Here is a 21,556-nt window from a genome sequence, read left to right as displayed (position 1 = left end):
GAAGAAGACACCAAGGAGAACTCCCATGGCCTCGGCACAAGTGATCCGCCTGCACGCCGACGACAGCGTCCTGATCGCGCGCGCGAGCCTGCCGCCGGGGCTTGAGGTGACCGAGGGCGTCACCACGGTCGATCGCATTCCAGCGGGCCACAAGGTCGCGATCAAGCCGATCGCGCCAGGCGAGCCGATCCGGCGCTACGGCCAGATCATTGGCTTTGCGACCCAGGCGATCGCGCCCGGCCAGCATGTGCATACGCAGAACTGCGGCATGGGCGATTTCGCCAAGGATTATGCCTATGGCGCCGACGTCAAGCCGGTGCCGAACTTCGATCTGCCGGCGACATTCGAAGGCATCCGCCGCGCCGACGGCCGCGTCGCGACCCGCAACTATATCGGCATCCTCACCTCGGTGAATTGCAGCGCCCATGTCGCCGGCATCGTGGCCGACATGTTCAAGAAGAATCCGTTCACCGGCGACAATCCGCTCGCCGATTACCCGAATGTCGACGGCGTCGTCGCGCTGACCCACAAGACCGGCTGCGGCATGACCCAGGACGAGCCCTTGGCGCTGCTCCGCCGCACGCTCGGCGGCTATGCGCGCCACGTCAATTTCTCCAACGTCATTGTGCTCGGCCTCGGCTGCGAGGTGAACCAGATCGGCGGCCTGATGCAGGAGCAGAAGCTCGCCGGTCGCCTGCGCGCGATGGACATCCAGGAGGTCGGCGGCACCCGCAAGACAGTGGAAGCCGGCGTTGCCTTCGTCAAGGAGGCGCTCGCCGATGCCAACAAGGTCAAGCGCGAGGCGGTGCCGGCGAGCGAGCTCACCGTGGCGCTGCAATGCGGCGGCTCGGATGGTTACTCCGGCGTATCCGCCAATCCGGCGCTCGGCGCGGCGAGCGATCTGCTGGTCCGTCACGGCGGCACCGTGATCCTCTCGGAGACGCCCGAGACCTATGGCGCGGAGCATCTGCTGACTCGCCGCGCCGTCAGCCGCGAGGTCGGCGAGAAGCTGGTCGGCCTGATGCGCTGGTGGGAGGAGTACACCCAGCGTGAGGGCGCCGAAATGAACGCCAATCCGAGCCCGGGCAACAAGGCCGGCGGTCTCACCACCATCCTCGAGAAGTCGCTGGGCGCGATGGCCAAGGCCGGCAGCACCAACCTCGTCGACGTCCTCAACTACGCCGAGCCCGTCACCAAGAAGGGCTTTGTGTTCATGGACACGCCCGGCTACGACCCGGTCGCCGCGACCGGGCAGGTCGCGGGCGGCGCCAACCTCGTCTGCTTCACCACCGGCCGCGGCAGCGTGTTCGGCTGCAAGCCGGCGCCGTCGATCAAGCTCGCCACCAACACGCCGATGTACAAGCGGATGGAAGACGACATGGACGTCAATTGCGGCACCATCCTCGACGGCGAGGAGAGCGTGCAGGAATGCGGCCAGCGCATCTTCGACCTCATCCTCAAGACCGCCTCGGGCCAGCCGACCAAGAGCGAGAGCTTTGACTTCGGCGGCGCTGAATTCGCGCCGTGGGTGCTGGGCGCGACGATGTAGTTTAGAGCCACGATCTAGCCTTTCACTCCGCCGTCGTCCCTGCGAAAGCTCTAGGGGATGCACACATCTGGTGCGACGGATTGACTCGGGTCAGAGATTGGGGATTCCAGAATCGGGGGTCTCGGTGACTTCTATTACGGCACTTCGGCTTGGGCGGAGGTGCCAGCATGTTGTCGCGGATTGACTGGACGTTGGGCCGGTTCGAGGATGGTCGTCTCGATAAAGGGGGGCGGCGCTCATCGGACGCATGGTCGCGGGCAAGGATGTATGCCTTCGGCGGCTTTCCAAGGGAGACCGCGCGCTGGAGGTGCGGTTCAACCGCTTTCTCGGTAACTCCAAGGTGACGAAGGAGCGCATCATCGAAAGCTGGAGCGAAAGCACGGCTGCGGCGGTTACAGGCCGCCATGTTTTGGCGATCCAGGACACCAGCGAGATCCACTTCAACACCACGCCGCAACGCCGGCGCGGGCTCGGGGAGATCGGCAAGGGCAATCACCACGGCGTGCTGCTGCACCCGATGCTGGCGGTGGATGCGGACAATGGCACCTGCCTGGGACTTTTGAGCGGCGAGGTGTGGACGCGTGAAGGCCCTCGGAGCGTCTCGCATGACAGCCGCGACCTGTCGGACAAGGAATCGCAGCGCTGGATTGCCACCGCCCTTGCGGCCAAGCCGCTGCTTACCGGTGCTGCAATGGTGACCCTGCTTGGTGACCGCGAGAGCGACATCTTTGCTCTTTATGCCAGCGCAGCCGAGCAAGACTACCGCGTGATCGCCCGCAGCATGCATGATCGCAAGCTGGCCGACACGACGGGTTTGTATGCGGCGATCGACGCCATGACGGCGGTAGAGCGTCGCATCATCGAGTTGCCTGCGCGTGCGGGGCGGCCTGCACGTCCGATGGACCTCGAACTTCGCTTCGGCGCAATCGAGCTGGCCCGGCCGCAAAGCAAGTTCCTGCGCCATTTGCCGAAAAGCCTGCATCTGGCCATCGTTGACGTCCGCGAGATCAATGCCGATCCCAACGTCGAGCCGTTGCACTGGCGTCTTCTCACCTCTCACGAGGTCACCAGTTCAGACGATGCCTGGCGCATCGTCGCCTGGTACAAGCAGCGCTGGATCATCGAGCAGTTCTTCCGCGTCCTCAAGACGCAGGGCTTCAAGCTCGAGGATAGCCAGATCGGCACCGCCGGCCGGCTTCTCAAATTGGTTGCCATCGCTGCCAAGGCCGCGATCATCACCATCCAGCTCCTGCAAGCGCGCAACGGGAGCCAGCAGTCGCTTCACGTTGCCTTCAATCCCAGCGAGATCGATGCGTTGACCGCCCTCAATCAGCAGCTTGAAGCCAGGAACAGACGACTGAAGAACCCGCATCCGTCCGATCGTCTTGCCTGGGCGGCCTGGATTATCGGCCGCATTGGAGGATGGGACGGCTATCCGTCCTCCAAGCCACCAGGCCCCATCACCTTCAAAAACGGTCTCGATTACTTCCGCGCCGTCGCTCTCGGATGGAGCCTCAGAAATGTGTGCATGCCCTAGTGCGAAAGCTGGGACCCATAACCACCGGCCGTAGTGATGTGCGAGGCGTCTGCCATCGTCTTTCATCATTAGGACCACGCGGTCTGGGTCCCTGCTTTCGCAGGGACGACAAGGAAGTACGTTGGCGAATGAAGCTTCCCGGACTACGCTGCGCTCCATCCGGGCTACGGATGGGACGGAGGAAGCATGCGCGCGCGTTGGTTGGGAATTGTTGGATGCATCACATTTCTCGCCGCTTTGAGCCTCGGCGCCGGTTCGGCTGACGCCGCAACCATAGTCGCGCTTGGCGCGAGCAATACCTACGGCAAGGGCGTGGCGCGCAACCAGGCCTATCCCGCGCAGCTCGAAGCGATCTTGCGGGCGAAGGGATTGAGCGTCCGCATCGTGAACGCCGGCATCAACGGCGACACCACGGAAGGGATGCTGCAACGCCTGGACCGCGCCGTCCCGAACGGGACCCGTGCGGTTATTTTGCAGCCAGGCGGCAATGACCGGCGCAAGGGCAGGCCTGACCGGACCGCGGATATCCAAAGTCGTCTCAGCGCCCGTGGCATCGCGGTGATCATGCTCCCTAACGGGATGCTGGGTGGACTCCCCCATCAGCCCGATGGTGTGCATTTGACCCCCGAGGGCTATCATATGCTCGCCGAGCAGCTTGCTTCGCAGGTATCCGGCGCAATCGGCCGCTAGCAATCGCGTAGCCCGGATGAAGCCAACGGGTCGCGCGAATGCGCGCCCGATGACAGGCTCCGCGCAATCCGGGACTCTTCCTGCGGATGAAGGCCCCGGATTTCGCTTTCGCTCCATCAGGGCTACGGATCGCGCCCTTACCTTGGGCACCCCGTGCCCGTTGTTAGTGCTTGATGTCGACCGGCAGCAGTGTTCTGCTCAAAAAAGCTGCTGGAGCCTTCGGTCCGTGTCGATATCAGTCGCACTGCATCACGTCACGCACTACAAATACGACCGGCCGATCGATCTCGGGCCTCAGACCATTCGGCTTCGGCCCGCGCCGCATACGCGCATGCCGATCACGAGCTATTCGCTCAAGGTCACGCCCGCCAATCACTTCGTGAACTGGCAGCAAGACCCGCAGGGCAACTGGCTGGCGCGCTACGTCTTTCCAGAGAAGACCACCGAGCTCAAGGTCGAGGTCGATTTCACCGCTGACATGACGGTGGTCAATCCGTTCGACTTCTTCGTCGAGCCCTTTGCCAACAGCTTTCCGTTCGAATATCCCGGCGATCTCAAGACCGAGCTCGCGCCCTATCTCGAGACCGATGAGGCCGAGCCGCTGCTCGCGGCTTACCTGAAGGAGATTCCGCGCCAGGCTGACAGCACCGTCAACTTCCTGGTCGAGCTGAACGCGCAGCTGCAGAAGAAGATCAGCTACGTCATCCGCATGGAGGCCGGCATCCAGACGCCGGAGGAGACGCTTGCCGCGGGCTCCGGCTCCTGCCGTGACTCGGCGTGGCTCTTGATCCAGACGCTGCGCCACCTTGGGCTCGCCGCGCGTTTCGTCTCCGGATATCTCATTCAGCTGCGGCCGGACATCGATCCGCTCGAGGGGCCGCGCGAGGTCGAGAGCGATTTCACCGATCTGCACGCCTGGGCCGAGGTCTATCTGCCGGGGGCGGGCTGGATCGGTTTCGACGTCACCTCCGGCATGCTGACGGGCGAGGGCCACATCCCGGTCTGCGCCACGCCACATTATCGTTCGGCCGCGCCGGTGACCGGCACCGCGGGCGTTGCCAATGTCGAGTTCGGCTTCGAGATGAGCGTCGAGCGCATCGGCGAGGCGCCGCGCATCACCAAACCATTCTCCGATGAATCCTGGGCGCGGCTCGACCGGCTCGGCGAGCAGGTCGATGCCGACCTGAGGAAAGACGATGTGCGCCTGACCATGGGCGGCGAGCCGACCTTCGTTTCGGTCGACGATCTGGAATCGCCGGAGTGGAACGTCGCCGCGGTCGGTCCGACCAAGCGGACGCTTGCCGATGAACTGATCCGCAAGCTGCGCACGCGGTTCGCCCCCGGCGGCCTGCTGCATTACGGCCAGGGCAAATGGTATCCCGGCGAGAGCCTGCCGCGCTGGGCGTTCGGTCTCTACTGGCGCAAGGACGGCAAGCCGATCTGGAAGAATGCCGAGCTGATCGCCGGCATCGAGAATTCGCGCAGGGCCGAGATCGCGGAGGCCCAGCGTTTCGTCGAAGTGGCAGCAACCAAGCTTGGTCTCGGCGCCGACTATGCCATGCCGGCTTATGAAGACCCCGCCTTCTGGCTGCAGCGTGAAGCCGGCCTGCCGGCCAATGTCAGCCCAGCGAATTCCAAGCTGACCGATCCGGAAGAGCGCGCCCGGATGGCGCGGGTGTTCGATGAGGGGCTGACCACGCCGAAAGGTTACGTGCTGCCGATCCAGCGCTGGAGCCCGCTCGGCGATCGCGTGCCGGCACGCTGGCGCAGCGAGCGCTGGAAGATCCGACGCAGCCATCTGTTCCTGTCGCCCGGCGACTCGCCGCTGGGCTTGCGGCTTCCGATCGCCTCGCTCGAATATGTCCCGCCGGACGATTATCCCTACGTCGTCGAACGCGATCCGATGGCGCCGCGCGATGCGCTTTCCGACGAGCTGCAGCAAGCCTTGAAGGAGATTCCCGAGCCGCTGCCGGTGCGCACCGCGATGTCGATCGAGGTTCGCGACGGCGTGCTGTGCGCCTTCATGCCGCCGGTCGAGAAGGTCGAGGATTATCTCGACCTGATCGCGGCGATCGAAGCCGCCGCCGAGGAGCTGCAGCTGCAGGTGCACGTCGAGGGTTACCCGCCGCCTTTCGATCCGCGCATCGAGGTGATCAAGGTGACGCCGGATCCCGGCGTGATCGAGATCAACGTGCAGCCGGCGCAAAGCTGGCGCGAAGCCGTCGACATCACGCTCGGCCTCTATGAGGACTCCGCCAAGACGCGGTTAGGGGCCAACCGTTTCCTGATCGACGGCCGCCACACGGGCACCGGCGGCGGCAACCACATCGTGGTCGGCGGCAGCAGGCCGGAGGATTCACCGTTCCTGCGCCGGCCCGATCTGTTGAAGAGCCTCGTGCTGTACTGGCAGCGGCATCCGTCGCTGTCCTATCTGTTTTCCGGCATGTTCATCGGCCCGACCAGCCAGGCGCCGCGCATCGACGAGGCGCGGCATGACGGGCTCTATGAGCTGGAGATTGCGCTGTCGCACGTGCCGCCGCCGGGCATGGATGGGCCGCTGTGGCTGGTCGATCGCCTGTTTCGGCATATCCTGGTCGACATCACCGGCAACACCCATCGCGCCGAGATCTGCATTGACAAGCTCTATTCGCCCGACGGCCCGACCGGCCGGCTTGGCCTCGTCGAATTCCGCGCGCTCGAAATGCCGCCCGACCCGCGGATGTCGCTGGCGCAGCAACTGTTGATCCGCGCGCTGATCGCAAAGCTGTGGCGTGAGCCGCAGCAGGGCCGGTTCGTGCGCTGGGGCACCGCGCTGCATGACCGCTTCATGCTGCCGCATTTCCTCTGGGAGGATTTCCTCGGCGTGCTCGCCGAGCTCAAGCAATCCGGCTACGACGTCGAGCCGGAATGGTACCAGGCGCAACTTGAATTCCGTTTCCCCGCCTTCGGGCGCGTTCATCATGGTGGCGTGGGTCTCGAACTGCGGCAGGCGCTCGAGCCCTGGCACGTGCTGGGCGAGGAGGGCACCTCCGGCGGCACCGTGCGCTATGTCGATTCGTCGGTCGAGCGGCTGCAGGTAAAGGCGACCGGATTCGTCGAGGGACGCCATGTCATCACCTGCAACGGCAGACGGATGCCGATGACCGAGACCGGCCGTGCCGGCGAGGCGGTCGCCGGTGTTCGTTTCAAGGCCTGGCAGCCGGCCTCCGGCCTGCATCCGACCATTCCCGTGCATGCGCCGCTGACGTTTGACCTGATCGACACCTGGAACGGCCGCTCGCTCGGCGGCTGCGTCTATCATGTCGCCCATCCCGGCGGCCGCAACTACGAGACCAAGCCGGTCAATTCCTACGAGGCCGAGGCGCGGCGGCTGGCGCGCTTCCAGGAGCACGGCCACACCCCCGGCAAGATCGAGATGCCGCCCGAGGAACGCACAATTGAGTTTCCCTTGACCCTCGACTTGCGGACGCCGCTCCTGCACTAATTGTGTCAAGGGGAAGTGGAATGTCCGCATCGGGTGGCCAAGGCAATAGTCAAGGCAGCAGTCAGGAGAGCAGGGCCCGTCCCGGTCAGCGCCGGATGGCGCAGTGGACCCGCGACTATGTCCGGCTGCCCGGCATTCCCGACGAGTATATTGCAGACAACGGCGCGTCGCGGCCGGTCTGGGCTCGCTTCTTCGACGCCTTTGCCGCGCTGTCGCCGGCCGATATCGAGCGTCGCTTCGCCTCCGCCGACCGCCATCTGCATGAGGCCGGCGTCACCTATCGCGCGCCGGGCGACACTTCCGACCGGATCTGGCCACTCAGCCATCTGCCGCTGATCATCGACGCGGCGGACTGGCGCCAACTCGCCGCCGGTGTCGCGCAACGCGCGCAGCTTTTGGAGATGGTGCTGGCCGACCTCTACGGCGAAGGCCGCCTCGTCGCCGACGGCGCCATCCCCGCGGCGGCGATTGCCGGCAGCAGCGAGTATCTGCGCGCGGTCAGCGGCATCAAGCCGCCGGGGGGCCGCTATCTGCATCTCTATGCCGCCGACATCGGCCGCGGGCCCGACGGCCGCTGGTGGGTGCTCGGCGATCGCACGCAGGCACCGTCGGGCGCGGGCTACGCGCTGGAAAACCGCCTGGTGCTGTCGCGCGCCTTTTCCAATCTCTACAAGTCGATGAATGTCGAGCGCGTCGCGCCGTTCTTCGAGGCGTTCCGCGATTCGCTGCGCGCCAGCGCCGATCGCGACGAGCCGCGGATCGGCCTGCTGACGCCCGGCGCGTTCAGTGAGACCTACTTCGAGCACGCCACGCTGGCGCGCTATCTCGGTTTCCTGCTGGTCGAGGGCGACGATCTCGCGGTCTCCGGCGACCGCGTCCACATCCGCACCGTCGCCGGGCTGAAGCGGCTCGACGTGCTGCTGCGCCGGGTCGATTCCAACATGCTCGATCCGCTCGAGCTCGACGCGTCCTCCTATCTCGGCGTGCCCGGGCTTGTCGAGGTTCTGCGCAAGGGCGGCGTCGTGGTCACCAACATGCCGGGCTCCGGCGTGATGGAGGCGAGGGCGCTGCTCGGTTTCCTGCCCAATCTGTGCCGGCGCCTGCTCTCTGAAGACCTGATGATGCCGCACATCGCGACCTGGTGGTGCGGCCAGAAATCCGCCCGCGAAGAGGTGCTGTCGCGGCTCGACGAGTTCGCGATCGAAGGCGCCTATGGCCGCGGCGTTGCGGATTTTCCCGGCAACGGACCGGTGCTGCCGGGCGAATTGTCGGCAGCGGACCGCGACCGCCTGAAGGATGCCATCAGCCATCGCGGCATCGATTATGTCGGTCAGGAGCTCGTGCGGCTGTCGACCACGCCGGTATGGGAGAACGGTCGCATCGCGCCGCGTCCGTTCGTGTTGCGGGTGTTCGCGGCGGCGACGCCGAGCGGCTGGACTGTGCTGCCCGGCGGCTTCTGCCGGATTGCCGATCGGGCCGATGCGCGCGCGGTGTCGATGGGCGATGGCGCGGTGTCCGCCGATGTCTGGGTGGTTTCCGACAAGGCGGTTGAGACCTCGACCCTGCTGCCAGCAGTCGACACCGTCCGCATCCGCCGCATCGCCGGCGTGCTGCCGAGCCGCGCCGCCGACAATCTGTTCTGGCTCGGCCGCTATCTGGAGCGCGCCGAGGCCACCATCCGCCTGATCCGCGCGCTGTGCACGCCGCTGCGCGATCCCGCGCGCGCGAATTCAAACGGCTCGGCGCCGGCGATGCATTCGGCCGAGCGCATCCAGCGCATGCTGGTCGCCTGGGGCGCGGCCTCGCAGACCGCGCGCGCCAATCTCGCCAAGGTCGCGCTCGAAGCGCTGCAGAGCGAGGAGAAATTCGGCTCGGCGCTGTCGCTGGTGCGATCCGCGCAGCGCACGGCGACCTCGCTCCGCGAGCGGCTGTCGCCGGACGCTTGGCAGGTCATCACCGAGATGGCTGATCGGCTGGCCATCGAGGTTCATGACGATGACGGCGTCGTCAGCGCCGCCGAATTGACCTTGCAGGAGCTCGCAAGCTTCGCCGGCCTCGCGCAGGAAAACATGAACCGCGCCGCCGGCTGGCGTTTCCTCGAGATGGGCCGCCGCGCCGAGCGCGCCGTCAACACCACGCGCTTTGCCCGTCAGTTCGCCTATGACGAAGCCGGTGACGAGGACCTCGACGTTCTGCTCACGCTGGTCGACTGCCAGATCACTTATCGCTCGCGCTATCTGGTGCAGCCGCTGCTCGCACCGGTGCGCGATCTGGCGGTGCTCGACCCCTACAATCCGCGCTCGGTCGCATTCCAGGTCGCGGCGCTGAACGAGCATATTGCCGCGCTGCCGAGCCTGAAGGAGCATGGCCTGATCGAGCGGCCGCAGCGTCTTGCCGTCGCGGTCGAGGCAATGCTCACAACGGCTGAAGCCTCGAGCCTCGACGTCAAGACGCTGTTCGCGCTGGAGCAGGATCTGCTCAACCTCGCCGACGCGATCGGGCTGCATTATTTCCCGCACGGACCGAATGCCAGCCGGCCGGAGAAGCTCACGGGGCTGGCGTGATCTACGACATCCGTCACGTCACGACCTACAGCTACGAGACCCAGGTCAGCTTCGCGCGCTGCTCGCTGCGGCTGGAGCCGGTCACTGGCGACGGGCAGCAGTTGATCTCGCATTCGGTCGAGATCCGTCCGAGGCCCGCGGAACGCACCGCAAGGCGCGACTTCTTCGGCACGCTCACTGAAAGCGTCCTGATCGAGACCGCGCATCGCAGTCTGCGCATCGATGCCCGCTCGCGGGTCTCGGTGGCGCGACAGCCGCCGGCGCGCGACGCCGCCAGTCCGCCCTGGGAGGACGTGCGTGACAACGCGTTCGAGGCGTTGAGCCTCGATGCGGCCTCGCCGGTCGGCTACGTCTTTGCCAGCGCACTGGTGCCGGTGCTACGGCCCGTGACGGCCTACGCTTCCGCGAGCTTTTTGCCCGGCGGCGGCATCCTCACCGGGGCGGCCGACCTGATGCGCCGCATCCGCAACGACTTCAAATACGATCCCAAGGCGACCGTGATCTCGACACCGCTTCGCGACGTGTTCGAGAAGCGCCACGGCGTGTGCCAGGACTTTGCCCATGTGATGATCGCGGGGCTGCGCGGCCTCGGCCTGCCCGCGGCCTATGTCAGCGGCTATTTGCGCACCATTCCGCCGCCGGGCCAGCCGCGGCTGCAGGGCGCCGACGCCACCCATGCCTGGGTCTCGGTCTGGTGCGGCAGCGCGCTCGGCTGGGTCGGGTTCGACCCGACCAACGATCTGATGGTCGGGAGCGACCACATCATTCTCGCCATTGGCCGCGACTTTGCCGACGTCTCGCCGGTCGATGGCGTCATCGTCGGCGCGCGCAAGCAGAAGCTCGCCGTTGCGGTCGACGTGCTGCCGGTGGGGTGAGCCGGGATGGGCGCGCGGCGCGCTCGACCGCGCCAATGCGGTCGCGATCAGGCGACGTGCCGCTTGCCCGATTTGTCCCACCCGATCGTGCTGACGATGACGCGGTCGCGGCCTTCACGCTTGGCTTGATAGAGCGCGAGGTCCGCGGCCTTGAGCAGATCGCGCGACGTGCGCTCGTGGTCCGGGACGAGGCAGGACAATCCGATGCTGACGGTCGGCAATTCAAGCTCGGATTCCCGCGCAGCCGCCAGCTTGGTGCGAATCCGTTCGGCAATTTCCAGGGCGCCCGTCTTGCCGATGCCCGGCAGCAACACCGAAAACTCCTCGCCGCCATAGCGGGCACCGAGATCAGTTGCACGCTTGGCGCTGCCTGCGATGCACCGTCCCACGGTGGTGAGCACGGCGTCGCCGGCCTGATGCCCGTACGTGTCGTTGTAGATTTTGAAATGATCGACGTCGATCATCAGAAGCGAGACCGGCGCCTTTGCGCGCATGCCACGGCGCCATTCGACGTCAAGGGTATCGTCAAGGCGGCGGCGGTTGGCGAGGCCTGTCAGTGCATCCGTGTTCGCGAGGTGCGCGAGCCGGTCTTCCGCGGCGGCCCGCCGTTTGAGAGCGGCCACCAGGTAGAACATCAGCACGATCGAGAAGCCGCAGAGCGCTGCCACCACGCTGCCGATCAGCCAGAGCTGCTGCCACCAGTCGGCATAGATGCCGTCGAGCGCAAGACCCTCGGCGATGAGCAGGCGATTGTGTCCGACCGCCTGGAAAACATAGAGCCGGCTGACATGATCGACGATCGATTTCGTGATGTAGGAGCCGGATTGTCGTGCCGGAAATTGCTTGAAGACCAGAGAGTCCTTGATGCTTTGCCCGATCTTGCTGATGTCGAACGGGGCGCGCATCAGTATGACGCCATCGCTGTTGAACAGCGCCATGCTGTCGCCGAAGCCGAAATTCAGCTTGCGAAACAGATTGTGGAAATAGCTGAGCCGCATGCTGCCCGCGACCACGCCGGCAAAGGAACCGTCGTCATTGTTGATGCGGCGGCTGAGGCTGATCAGATATTCGCCGTCAGAGGTAATCCACGGAGCGCTGATGAACAGCCCGCCGTCCGCTCGCGTCTGATGTGCCCGGAAGAAGTCTCGATCGGCGAAATTTGCGGCCCGCGGCGTCAACGTCCTGGAATCGAGCGTGACGTCCCCCGCCGCATTCAGCACAAGGATCGAGCCGAGATCCTTGGCCGTGGCGGCGCGGTCGAACAGCACGACCTGGCGAAGCTCCGGGCTGATCTTGCCGAGCTCCTGCAGCTTGACGCCGTCGGCGACCGCCTGGAGCGAGAGGTCGTAGAGGTCGATGTTGCGGTCGATCTCGCTGGCGATGGAGGCGACGAGGTTGGTCGCACCTTGCTTCGCATGCTGATAGTCCTTGCCCGCCATCTCCCAGAGGATGGATGCGCAGATCGCCGAAAAGCAGAGAACGAGGCCGATCCCGAGCGCAAGGAGCCGTTTGGTCGGCACTGCCTTCGGCTTTGGCAAAAGCCCGTTCATTGCTCGGTTCCACTTCCCCGCGCCCTCGCGCAGCGACGCTTTTCTATGGAGGCATCAAATTGAGAAATGCGACCCGAAGCGGAGGCAATTTGTGTCCGTGCGTTGGGAGAGTCTTAACCATCCGGATTGCCGGGGCCCTGTCGCAGGGCCCCGCCAGATCGCCGCTCAGGTTCCGGTCCGCTGCAGGCCGTCGGCCGCGTCGCTGCGCAGGTTGCGGAAGAACTGCTCGACCTCGCGCGACAGCGTCTCGGCAGTTGTGGTCAGATCGTTCGAGGCCGCGAGCACCGATTCCGCCGCCTTGCTGGTTTGGTCCATGTCATCGCGGAGCGAGCCGACATTAGTGACCAGGGTCTCGTTGCCCTGGGCGGCCATCTGGGCATTGGCGGAGATTTCGCGCGTCGCCGCGTCCTGCTGGCCGACCGCGCTCGCGATGTTCGCGGTGACGTTGCTGATCTCGCGCACCGCCTGACCGATCTCGCGCACGGCGGCCACCGAGTTGCGGGTCGAGGCCTGGATCAGGCCCACATTCTCGCTGATCTCGGCGGTTGCCTTCGCGGTCTGGCCGGCCAGCGCCTTGACCTCATGCGCGACGACGGCGAAGCCACGGCCGGCATCGCCGGCGCGGGCGGCTTCGATGGTGGCGTTGAGGGCGAGCAGGTTAGTCTGCTCGGCGATCGCCTGGATCAGGCTCAGCACCCCGTCGATGCGCTGGGTGGTGGCGGCAAGGCCCTCGATCTCGGTGATCGAGCGGTCGGTGCGCGCACCGGCCTGATCGACTGCGCCGGACGACTGCTTGACCTGGCGGCCGATCTCCTCGACCGAGGCGGAGAGTTCTTCGGCTGCGCCCGCCACCGCGGAGACGTTGCTCGAGGCCTGTTCGGTGGCGCCTGCCGCCGCCACCGCGCGGCCGCTGGCGTCCGACGCGACGGTTGCGATGGTCTGCGCGGTTTGACGCATCGTCGCGGCGTTGTCGTGCACCGCGCGGAGCACCTCGCCGATCGTGCCACGGAACGCTTCGACGAAGGTCTCGATATGCCGGCCGCGCGCGTCGCGCGCCTCGGAATCCTGTACGACCTGCGCGTTGAGGCTGCGATTGCGGTCCATCGCCTCCTGGAAGACCTTGATGGCGCGTGCCAGTGCGCCGATCTCGTCGCTGCGCCCGACATGCGGTACTTCGACATGGTCGGTGCCCTCGGCGACGCGCTTGATCGTCATGGTGATCTGCGACAGCGGCCGGGCCACCGAGCGGGCGATGATCAGCACGCCGAGTACCACCACAATCAAGGCCAGGGCGCCGAGGCCGGTCAGCACCAGCGCCATCGTGCGGTTGGTGTCGGTCTCGCGCGCCAGCTTCTTGCTGCGCTCGGCATAGACCTTGGAGAGCGCCTCGAGATCCTTGTTCAGCGCGGTGCGCACGTCGCGGTTGGCGTCGTTGTCGCCCCACTCCCGCCCGGCTGCGGCGCCGATCTCGATGCCGCGGCGTACCAACTCCTTGCGGAAATCGATGAACTGCTCGATGCGCTTCTTAAACACCGCGAACTGGGCGGCGTCGTCGGCCTGCACCAGGGTTTCCCAGTTCTTGACCACGCCGAGAATACGTTCGTTGAACGCCAGCAGTCCGGCGCCGTATTTCTTCACCGCTGCCGGATCGGTCGACATGTAGATGCCGCGGGATTCCATCACCACGGCGTAGACCAGTGAATTGACCCGCTCGACATTGAGTGCGGCACGGCTTGCGAGGTCGACGGCCTCGGTCAGCTCGGCATTACGCCGCGCATTGTATTCGGACAGGAAGGTGATGGCCGCGGTCAGCGCCGCAATCAGCGCAAACGTCGAGTACAGCCTGGCAGCAAGCGAGAATCGGGATGCCATTGGAGGCCGGGACATGGAGATGGAGAATGTGACGGGGGCGGGCATTGCGGGGCACTCCAAGAGGCCGGGGAGTACCTTCGGCCGATTAAAGCTTATGCAAAATTTTCATGGACAATTTCTTAACGGGCGAGTTTTGTGTCGCCGCAACCGTTAAAATCCGTAAATAATCTCAATACTTTATGGGCTGCATTGAGTCTGGCGGGTGCTCGTGGCTCGCTTCCGTGCCGGTGATGCGCCGCGATCACCGCCAACGGCGCCGGCACGCGGGGCGAAGCCGATGGCACGCCTTTCGCAAAGAGGTGCTAGATTGCGCTGCCCAGCCCGCGACGAACCCCCATGCTCTATCGTCACACCATCGACGCCACCAATTACGCATTCGACGATCTGCGCATCCTGCTTGCCAAGGCCTCGCCGCCGCGTTCAGGCGACCGCTTGGCCGGCATCGCCGCCGACAGCGCGGAGGAGATGATCGCAGCGCGGCTTGCGCTGGCCAATGTTCCGCTCAAGCAATTCCTCGATGAGCCTGTCATCCCCTATGAGGCTGACGAAGTCACCCGCCTGATCCTCGACAGCCACGACGTTGCCGGCTTTCTGCCGGTGTCGTCGCTCACCGTCGGCGGATTCCGCGACTGGCTGCTGTCGGATGCCGCCAGCGGGGAAGCGATCAAGAAGATCTCGCGCGGCATTACGCCAGAGATGGTTGCGGCGGTGTCGAAGCTGATGCGCAACCAGGATCTGATCCTGGTCGCGAAGAAATGCGAGGTCACGACCCGCTTCCGCAACACCATCGGTTTGCGCGGGCGAATGAGCACGCGGCTGCAGCCGAACCATCCTTTCGACGACCCCAAGGGCATCACCGCCTCGATTCTCGACGGGCTGCTGCTGGGAGCGGGCGATGCCTGCATCGGCATCAATCCGGCGAGCGACGACCCGAACGTCATCGGCACCCTGCTGCGGCTCCTGGACGACATCATCACGCGATTCGAGATTCCGACGCAGGGCTGCGTGCTGACCCATGTCACGACCACGCTCGGACTGATCGGGCAGGGGCTGCCGGTCGATCTCGTGTTCCAGTCGATCGCCGGCACCGAGGCGGCCAATCGCAGTTTCGGCGTCGACCTCTCGCTGCTGCGGGAAGCCCGGGAAGCGGGGCTGTCGCTGCGCCGCGGCACGGTCGGTGACAATGTGATGTATTTCGAGACCGGGCAGGGCTCGGCGCTGTCCGCCAATGCCCATCACCAGGTCGACCAGCAGACGTGCGAGGCGCGGGCCTATGCGGTGGCGCGCGCGTTCGATCCACTGCTCGTCAACAGCGTGGTCGGCTTCATCGGTCCTGAGTACCTCTATGACGGCAAGGAAATCATCCGCGCCGGGCTCGAGGACCACTTCTGCGGCAAGCTGCTCGGCCTGCCGCTCGGGATCGACGTCTGCTACACCAACCACGCCGAGGCGGATCAGGACGACATGGACAATCTCCTGACGCTGCTCGCGGCCGCCGGCGTGAACTTCATCATGGGCGTGCCGGGCGCGGATGACGTCATGCTGAACTATCAGTCGACATCGTTTCACGATGCGCTCTATGTCCGCGACCTTTTCGGCCTGAGGCGGGCCCCCGAATTCGACGACTGGCTCGCGCGCGTCGGCCTTGCCGGGCAGGACTTCCGCCTCGTGGCCGATGCGGAGCGGCTGCCCGACCTCGCTGCCAGGCTCTTGACCTGAGGAGGATAGCGAAATTCTGCAGAGCAACTATCTCGTCGTTATGACGTTAAGTAGTGCCACAATGTTGAAGAATTTCTGGCCCAGCGTTCCGCGCCGTGGTTAGATTTGCCGGTGCTTCGGGGTCGCTTGATGAGAGCTGAGGGCATAGAGACAGTACGACGTATCCTCTGCGTTTTTCCGCGCTATACGTCGTCGTTTGGGACCTTCGAGCACGCCTACCCCCTCACTGACGGCGTCAAGGCGTTCATGCCGCCGCAGGGCCTGCTGCTGATCGCCGCATACCTTCCCGAGAACTGGCCGGTCCGTTTCGTCGACGAGAATCTGCGTCCGGCGACGGCGGAGGATTTCGAGTGGGCGGATGCCGTGTTCGTCAGCGGTATGCATATCCAGCGCCAGCAGATGAACGACATCTGCCATCGCGCGCATGACCATGACCTGGTGGTCGCGATCGGCGGCCCGTCGGTCAGTGCTTGCCCGGACTACTATCCCTCATTCGACTACCTCCACGTCGGCGAGCTCGGCGATGCGACCAATGAGCTGATCAAGCGTCTGGCTGATGATACCAGCCGTCCCGACGAGCAGGTGGTGCTTAAAACCATCGACCGGCTGCCGATGACGGAATTCCCGCTGCCGGCCTATGAGCTCGCCGAAACCAAGAAGTATTTCCTCGGCAGCATCCAGTTCTCCTCGGGCTGCCCCTATCAGTGCGAGTTCTGCGACATCCCCGGGCTCTATGGCCGCAATCCGCGCCTGAAGTCGCCGCAGCAGATCATCGCCGAGCTCGACAAGCTGCGCGCCTGCGGTGCCACCGACACCGTGTATTTCGTCGACGACAATTTCATCGGTAACCGTAAGGCCGCGAGCGAGCTGTTGCCGCACCTGATCGAGTGGCAGAAGCGGACCGGATATATCACGCGCCTCGCTTGCGAGGCGACGCTCAACATCGCCAAGCGTCCCGAGATCCTGGAGAAGATGCGCGAAGCCTACTTCGTGACGATCTTCGTCGGCATCGAGACGCCCGATCCCGACGCGCTGAAGGCCATGCACAAGGATCAGAACATGATGGTTCCGATCCTCGAGGGCGTGCGCACCATCAATTCGTTCGGCATGGAGGTCGTCTCCGGCATCATCATGGGGCTCGATACCGACAAGCCCCAGACCGGCGACGCGTTGCTCTCCTTCGTCGAGGAGTCGCGGATTCCGCTGCTCACCATCAACCTGCTGCAGGCGCTGCCGAAGACGCCATTGTGGGATCGGCTCGAAAAAGCCGGGCGGCTGATCGATGACGAGGGCCGCGACTCCAATGTCGAGTTCCTGCTGCCCTATGAGGACGTGGTCAGTTCCTGGCGCAAATGCATGGAAGTTGCCTACGAGCCGAACAAGCTGTTCGCGCGCTATTTGCATCAATGCAACTACACCTATGCCAATCGCATCAAGGTGCCGGTCAGCCCAGAAATGAAGAGTTGGGCCAACATCCGGCGCGGCCTGATCATGCTCCGCAACATCTTCTGGAAGGTCGGCGTGCTCGGCGACTACAAGCGCGTGTTCTGGAGGTTTGCGCTCGGCCGGCTCAAGCGCGGCGACATCGAGGGGTTGATCTCGGCGACGCTGGTTGCGCATCATTTGATCACCTTTGCGCGTGCAGCCTCCAGCGGCCGGCAGAACGCCTCGAACTACTCGATCCGGCTGCGCGAGGCTTCCGTCCCCGCCGAATAACAGCATGACGACACCGCCGGCGCCCATGTCCCCTTCGCTTGCCGATCTGCGCGAGCTCACGCCGGCGCGCGTCGGCCTTGGCCGGTCCGGGGCCAGCCTGCCGACCGATGCGCTGCTGTCATTCACGCTCGACCATGCCCGCGCCCGCGACGCCGTCCACGCCGCCTTCGATGTCAGCGGGATCGCGGCCGGTCTTGCCGGCCTCGGCATCACGCCGCTTGAGGTGTCGAGCCAAGCGCACAGCCGGCGCGACTATCTGCGGCGGCCCGATCTCGGGCGCATGCTGGATTCTGCGTCGCGGCGGTCGCTCGAGACCTGCGGCATCACCGCATGCCCCTGCGCCATCGTGATCGGTGACGGCCTGTCGCCGACGGCGGTCAATGTGCATGCCGTCGAATTGATCCGGCATCTCGTGCCGCGCCTTGCGGCCGACAAGATCGAGGCCGGCGCGGTGATCGCAGCGTCCGGGGCGCGGGTCGCGCTCGGTGACGAGATCGGCGCCATCGTCGGCGCGCGCATGCTGGTGATGCTGATCGGCGAACGGCCGGGCCTGTCCGCTCCCGACAGCCTCGGCGCCTATCTCACCTTCGCGCCGCGAATCGGTCTCACCGACGCCGACCGCAACTGCATCTCCAACATCCACCATGCCGGGCTGAGCTATGCGGAGGCCGCATTCAGGATTTCGTGGCTTGTGCGCGAGGGCCTGGCACGCCAGATCACAGGGGTCGCCTTGAAAGATGAAAGCGGCGGTGGATCGTCGAGGAATGCGCTACCAGGGTGTGACAAATCAGATACTTAATGGCGGGGATCGGCGGTTCCCTGTCGATTTGCCTCGCCCCTCGCGCTTGCGAGCAAAGGGTCGGGCAGGTAAAACCGGCGCCGGTCAATATTCGCGTGTTTTCAAGGACTAGCGCCGATCAGTTGCGCTCACCCGCCTCATTCGCGCCCCTAGACCCAAGCTAGACAGATTGAGCCGTTTTCAGAACTGGACAGGGCATGCTCGAAAAGAATTCCGAAAGTCAGGTCCACGTCGAGAAGATCGAAGAGCCGCGGTCGGGCCTCAGCATCGCGTTCGGGATCGAGCGTCTCGGCCTGATCCCGATGCGGGCGCCGATCCTGTCCTGCATCGTCCTCGTTCTGTTGCTGATCGGCGCCGTGTTCGGCGTGCAACGGATCAAGATCGACGACTCGCTGTCGCAGCTGTTCCGCTCCGACTCCAAGGACTACAAGCAGTATGAGGCGGTGACCAAGCGCTTCCCGGCGACCGAGTTCGACGTGCTCGTCGTGGTCGAAGGCAAGACGCTGCTCGAGCGCGACAATCTCGGCAAGCTGCGTGACATGGTCACGGATCTGCAACTCGTCGAGGGCGTGCGCGGCCTGGTGTCGCTGTTCTCTGCGCGCCAGGCGCCGGAGCGAGGCAAGCTGCCGGCGGCGTTGTTCCCGAACGAGCTGCCCGAGGGCGCGGCCTACGACAAATTCGTCGAGACCGTCAAAAGCAACGAGATCATCCGCGGCAAGCTGCTGTCGGAGGACGGAACGCTCGCGCTGATCGTGCTATCGCTCGAGCCCGAGGTGGTCGGCAGCAACAAGCTCAGCAAGGTGGTCGGCGACATCAGGAAGATTATGGCCGACGACCTCGGCGGCAGCGGGCTCAATGCGCAATTGTCCGGCGTGCCGGTCATGCAGCTCGAGATCCGCAACGCGGTCGAGCGCGACGGCCTGACCTACAACATCCTCGGCATCCTCGCCGGCTGCATCATCGCCATCATCTTCTTCCGCAAGATATCCTTCATGGTGGCGGCGGCGTTCCCGCCGATGATCGCGATCCTGCTCGCGCTCGGCGGCCTCGGCTGGGCCAATTTCAACCTTAACATGTTCCTCAACGTGATGACGCCGCTCATCATGGTGATCAGCTTCTCCGACTCGATGCAGCTGACATTCGCGGCGCGCGACCGGCTGATCGCGGGGCAGGACAAGTTCACCGCGTTCAAGAATGCGGTGCTGGTGGTCGGACCGGCCTGCGTGCTGACGCACGGCACGGCCGGAATTTCCTTCATCGCGCTGCAGTTCTCGGATTCCGACCTGATCCGCAAGTTCGGCGAGGCCGGGCTGGCGGCGACCATCATCGCGCTGATCGCGGTGCTGTCGCTGGTGCCGGTGTTCGGCGTCCTGTTCGTGCGCAACGAGAAGATCTTTGCGGTCAAGTTCCAGAGCGCGGATGCCGGCGTACAGGCGCTGCGCAATTTCTGCTACTGGATCGCGGTGCGCATGGTCGGCCGTCCCGGGCTGTTCAGCCTGCTTGCGCTGATCGTGGTCGGCGGCCTCGGCATCATCTACGCCAATCTCGAGCCGCGCTACCGGCTCGCCGATCAGGTGCCGGACAAGCGGCAGGCGGTGGCGGCGTCGAGCCGGCTCGACGCCAAGCTGACCGGCGCCAATCCGGTCGATGTGCTGATCGAATTCCCCAAGGGGCAATCGCTGTACTCGCCGGAGACCTTGAAGACGATTGCCGATGTCCATGCAATGGTCGAGGACTCTGCCGGCGTCGGCAACGTCTGGTCGCTGGAGACCTTGCGGCGCTGGCTCGCCGAAAAGGCCGGCAGCAATGATGTCGCGACGCTGAAGGAATATGTCGACCTGATCCCCGAACACCTGGTGCGCCGGTTCATCGACAAGAATCAGGATGCTGTCGTGGTGTCGGGCCGCGTCCCGGATGTGGACTCGAGCCAGTTGCTTCCGGTGGTGAACAAACTCGATCATTCGCTGGACAAGGTGCGCGCCGAGCATCCCGGCTACGAGATCGCGGTCACGGGTCTGTCGGTGATTGCCGCACGCAACAGCGCCAGCATGATCGAAAAGCTCAACCACGGCCTCACCATCGAATTCCTGCTGGTCGCGATCTTCATCGGGCTCGCATTCCGCTCGATCGTGGTGATGTTCTCCTGCATCCTTCCGGGCATCTTCCCGGTGGTGCTGTCGGGCACGGTGCTGTGGCTGCTCGGGGAGGGGCTGCAATTCGCCAGCGTCGTGGCACTTACCGTCTCGTTCGGCCTCGGCCTCAGCGCCACCATCCACTTCCTCAATCGCCTGCGGCTCGAGACCAAGCCGGGTGTCACGCCGGAACTTGCGGTGGAGCGCGCCACCGTCCTGGTCGGTCCTGCGCTGATCCTGACCACGGTGGTGCTGGCCTGCGGTCTCGTCGTCACCGTGTTCTCCGACCTGCCGTCGCTGCGCCTGTTCGGCTGGCTCAGCGCGTTCTCGATGGTAGCAGCCCTGGTCGCGGACCTCTTCATCCTGCGGCCGACCTCGATGTTCCTGATCAACCTGTCGCAAAAGCTCCGCGGCAGGGGCGGCCAGCCCGCGCCGATCGAAAAGGCCTGATCGACGAGCGATCAAAAAGCTGCAGCAAAAAGGCCCGGTTCCGAAGCGTTCGGAACCGGGCCTTTGTGTCTTGTGGGCGCAATCGGCTGGGAGCGTCAGCTCTTCGTCATCGTGATCGAGACGCCGCGGATCTCGCCCTTGGAGTCGATCTGCACGACCTGCTTGGAGCCGTTGGTCTGCAGGTTCAGGTTCGCGGCAAAGCCGGACGCCTCGACGAACACGTCGATCCGCCCGCCGCCCGCGGTGCCCTGCAGATTGCCGAAGATGTTGCGGCTCGCCTCGCTCCAGTTGCCAGAGATCCGGTCGCCCTGGCTGGTGACGTCGCTGGAGAGGTCGAACTTGTAGCTGTCGCTGGCGCAATGCAGGGACTGTTTCAGGCTCATGCCCGAGGGCGCGACCTTGTAATCCGCCTTGCAACGAATCCGTTCAGTCGTGCCGTTGGACAGCGCCACCGTGCCCGTTCCGGTCCACGAGCCGGCAAAACCGGCAAACGGCCCGCTGGCCTGGGCGTGGACGGCGGAGGCAGAGAGCATCAGTGCGGCGCCGACGCCCACAGCCCTGAGAGCCTGACCATAAAGGCTGGAACCAAACCGTTTCATCGTGAATTTTCCCATCAAAA

General features: G+C 64.9%; 13 protein-coding genes. 10 read left to right on the top strand and 3 right to left on the bottom strand.

Annotated elements, in window-relative coordinates; all coding sequences use genetic code 11:
• The first annotated feature begins 25 nt into the window (after nucleotides 1–25).
• The 6 genes from ACVIYL_RS40175 (at nucleotide 26) to ACVIYL_RS40150 (ending at nucleotide 10,699) form a co-directional block, all read left to right on the top strand.
• Entirely contained in the window at nucleotides 26–1,549 is a 1,524-nt protein-coding gene (locus tag ACVIYL_RS40175; protein WP_456781184.1) for a UxaA family hydrolase, read from the top strand.
• A 247-nt stretch (nucleotides 1,550–1,796) separates the two neighbouring features.
• Nucleotides 1,797–3,086 carry an IS4 family transposase gene (locus ACVIYL_RS40170; protein WP_225642830.1) on the top strand — a complete coding sequence of 430 codons (1,290 nt, stop codon included), beginning with the start codon at nucleotides 1,797–1,799 and terminating at the stop codon, nucleotides 3,084–3,086.
• 186 nt (nucleotides 3,087–3,272) lie between these two features.
• Nucleotides 3,273–3,776 carry a GDSL-type esterase/lipase family protein gene (locus tag ACVIYL_RS40165; protein WP_253609598.1) on the top strand — a complete coding sequence of 168 codons (504 nt, stop codon included), beginning with the start codon at nucleotides 3,273–3,275 and terminating at the stop codon, nucleotides 3,774–3,776.
• 226 nt (nucleotides 3,777–4,002) lie between these two features.
• On the top strand, nucleotides 4,003–7,260 hold the full coding sequence (locus ACVIYL_RS40160; RefSeq protein WP_456781183.1) for a transglutaminase family protein: 3,258 nt from the start codon (nucleotides 4,003–4,005) through the stop codon (nucleotides 7,258–7,260).
• Nucleotides 7,261–7,280: 20 nt separating this feature from the next.
• Complete coding sequence (locus tag ACVIYL_RS40155) at nucleotides 7,281–9,824, top strand: circularly permuted type 2 ATP-grasp protein (protein WP_456781182.1); 2,544 nt, start codon at nucleotides 7,281–7,283, stop codon at nucleotides 9,822–9,824.
• Nucleotides 9,821–10,699 (top strand): transglutaminase family protein, encoded by an 879-nt coding sequence (locus ACVIYL_RS40150; RefSeq protein ID WP_456781181.1) that lies wholly within the window; start codon nucleotides 9,821–9,823, stop codon nucleotides 10,697–10,699. The genes ACVIYL_RS40155 and ACVIYL_RS40150 overlap by 4 nt, the downstream gene beginning before the upstream one ends.
• A 47-nt stretch (nucleotides 10,700–10,746) precedes the next feature.
• On the opposite strand, the gene ACVIYL_RS40145 is transcribed toward ACVIYL_RS40150, so the two are convergent.
• Nucleotides 10,747–12,249, bottom strand: a complete 1,503-nt coding sequence (locus ACVIYL_RS40145; protein ID WP_456781180.1) for a sensor domain-containing diguanylate cyclase — start codon at nucleotides 12,247–12,249, stop codon at nucleotides 10,747–10,749.
• Between the two features lie 165 nt (nucleotides 12,250–12,414).
• A complete protein-coding gene (locus ACVIYL_RS40140) occupies nucleotides 12,415–14,121 on the bottom strand; it encodes a methyl-accepting chemotaxis protein (RefSeq protein WP_253609593.1) in 1,707 nt (568 codons plus the stop codon).
• A 336-nt stretch (nucleotides 14,122–14,457) separates the two neighbouring features.
• On the opposite strand from ACVIYL_RS40140, the gene ACVIYL_RS40135 reads away from it, so the two are divergent.
• From ACVIYL_RS40135 to ACVIYL_RS40120, 4 genes are all read left to right on the top strand, one after another.
• Nucleotides 14,458–15,840: an ethanolamine ammonia-lyase subunit EutB gene (locus tag ACVIYL_RS40135; protein WP_456781179.1), complete on the top strand. Its 1,383-nt coding sequence runs from the start codon at nucleotides 14,458–14,460 to the stop codon at nucleotides 15,838–15,840.
• A gap of 129 nt (nucleotides 15,841–15,969) precedes the next feature.
• Nucleotides 15,970–17,556 carry a B12-binding domain-containing radical SAM protein gene (locus ACVIYL_RS40130; RefSeq protein ID WP_456781178.1) on the top strand — a complete coding sequence of 529 codons (1,587 nt, stop codon included), beginning with the start codon at nucleotides 15,970–15,972 and terminating at the stop codon, nucleotides 17,554–17,556.
• A 4-nt stretch (nucleotides 17,557–17,560) separates the two neighbouring features.
• The gene (gene eutC, locus ACVIYL_RS40125) at nucleotides 17,561–18,355 is read left to right on the top strand and encodes an ethanolamine ammonia-lyase subunit EutC (protein WP_456781177.1); all 795 of its coding nucleotides are present in this window, start codon (nucleotides 17,561–17,563) and stop codon (nucleotides 18,353–18,355) included.
• A gap of 197 nt (nucleotides 18,356–18,552) precedes the next feature.
• Nucleotides 18,553–20,937, top strand: coding sequence for an efflux RND transporter permease subunit (locus ACVIYL_RS40120; RefSeq protein WP_225641687.1), 2,385 nt, complete (start codon nucleotides 18,553–18,555; stop codon nucleotides 20,935–20,937).
• A 95-nt stretch (nucleotides 20,938–21,032) separates the two neighbouring features.
• Here ACVIYL_RS40120 and ACVIYL_RS40115 read toward each other — a convergent pair whose 3' ends face one another.
• Nucleotides 21,033–21,536, bottom strand: coding sequence for a hypothetical protein (locus tag ACVIYL_RS40115; RefSeq protein ID WP_028331723.1), 504 nt, complete (start codon nucleotides 21,534–21,536; stop codon nucleotides 21,033–21,035).
• Between the last annotated feature and the right edge of the window lie 20 nt (nucleotides 21,537–21,556).

It is taken from the genome of Bradyrhizobium sp. USDA 3315, assembly GCF_054056795.1.
Note: the sequence above shows the minus strand (reverse complement) of the source record. Positions and strands in the feature narration are given on the sequence as shown.

Excerpts from the sequence above, each read along its gene's own strand:
- ACVIYL_RS40175 (WP_456781184.1), top strand. The coding sequence starts at position 26 with ATGGCCTCGGCACAAGTGATCCGCCTGCACGCCGACGACAGCGTCCTG.
- ACVIYL_RS40170 (WP_225642830.1), top strand. The coding sequence starts at position 1,797 with ATGGTCGCGGGCAAGGATGTATGCCTTCGGCGGCTTTCCAAGGGAGAC.
- ACVIYL_RS40165 (WP_253609598.1), top strand. The coding sequence starts at position 3,273 with ATGCGCGCGCGTTGGTTGGGAATTGTTGGATGCATCACATTTCTCGCC.
- ACVIYL_RS40155 (WP_456781182.1), top strand. The coding sequence starts at position 7,281 with ATGTCCGCATCGGGTGGCCAAGGCAATAGTCAAGGCAGCAGTCAGGAG.
- ACVIYL_RS40145 (WP_456781180.1), bottom strand. The coding sequence starts at position 12,249 with ATGAACGGGCTTTTGCCAAAGCCGAAGGCAGTGCCGACCAAACGGCTC.
- ACVIYL_RS40140 (WP_253609593.1), bottom strand. The coding sequence starts at position 14,121 with ATGGCATCCCGATTCTCGCTTGCTGCCAGGCTGTACTCGACGTTTGCG.
- ACVIYL_RS40135 (WP_456781179.1), top strand. The coding sequence starts at position 14,458 with ATGCTCTATCGTCACACCATCGACGCCACCAATTACGCATTCGACGAT.
- ACVIYL_RS40130 (WP_456781178.1), top strand. The coding sequence starts at position 15,970 with ATGAGAGCTGAGGGCATAGAGACAGTACGACGTATCCTCTGCGTTTTT.
- eutC (WP_456781177.1), top strand. The coding sequence starts at position 17,561 with ATGACGACACCGCCGGCGCCCATGTCCCCTTCGCTTGCCGATCTGCGC.
- ACVIYL_RS40120 (WP_225641687.1), top strand. The coding sequence starts at position 18,553 with ATGCTCGAAAAGAATTCCGAAAGTCAGGTCCACGTCGAGAAGATCGAA.
- ACVIYL_RS40115 (WP_028331723.1), bottom strand. The coding sequence starts at position 21,536 with ATGAAACGGTTTGGTTCCAGCCTTTATGGTCAGGCTCTCAGGGCTGTG.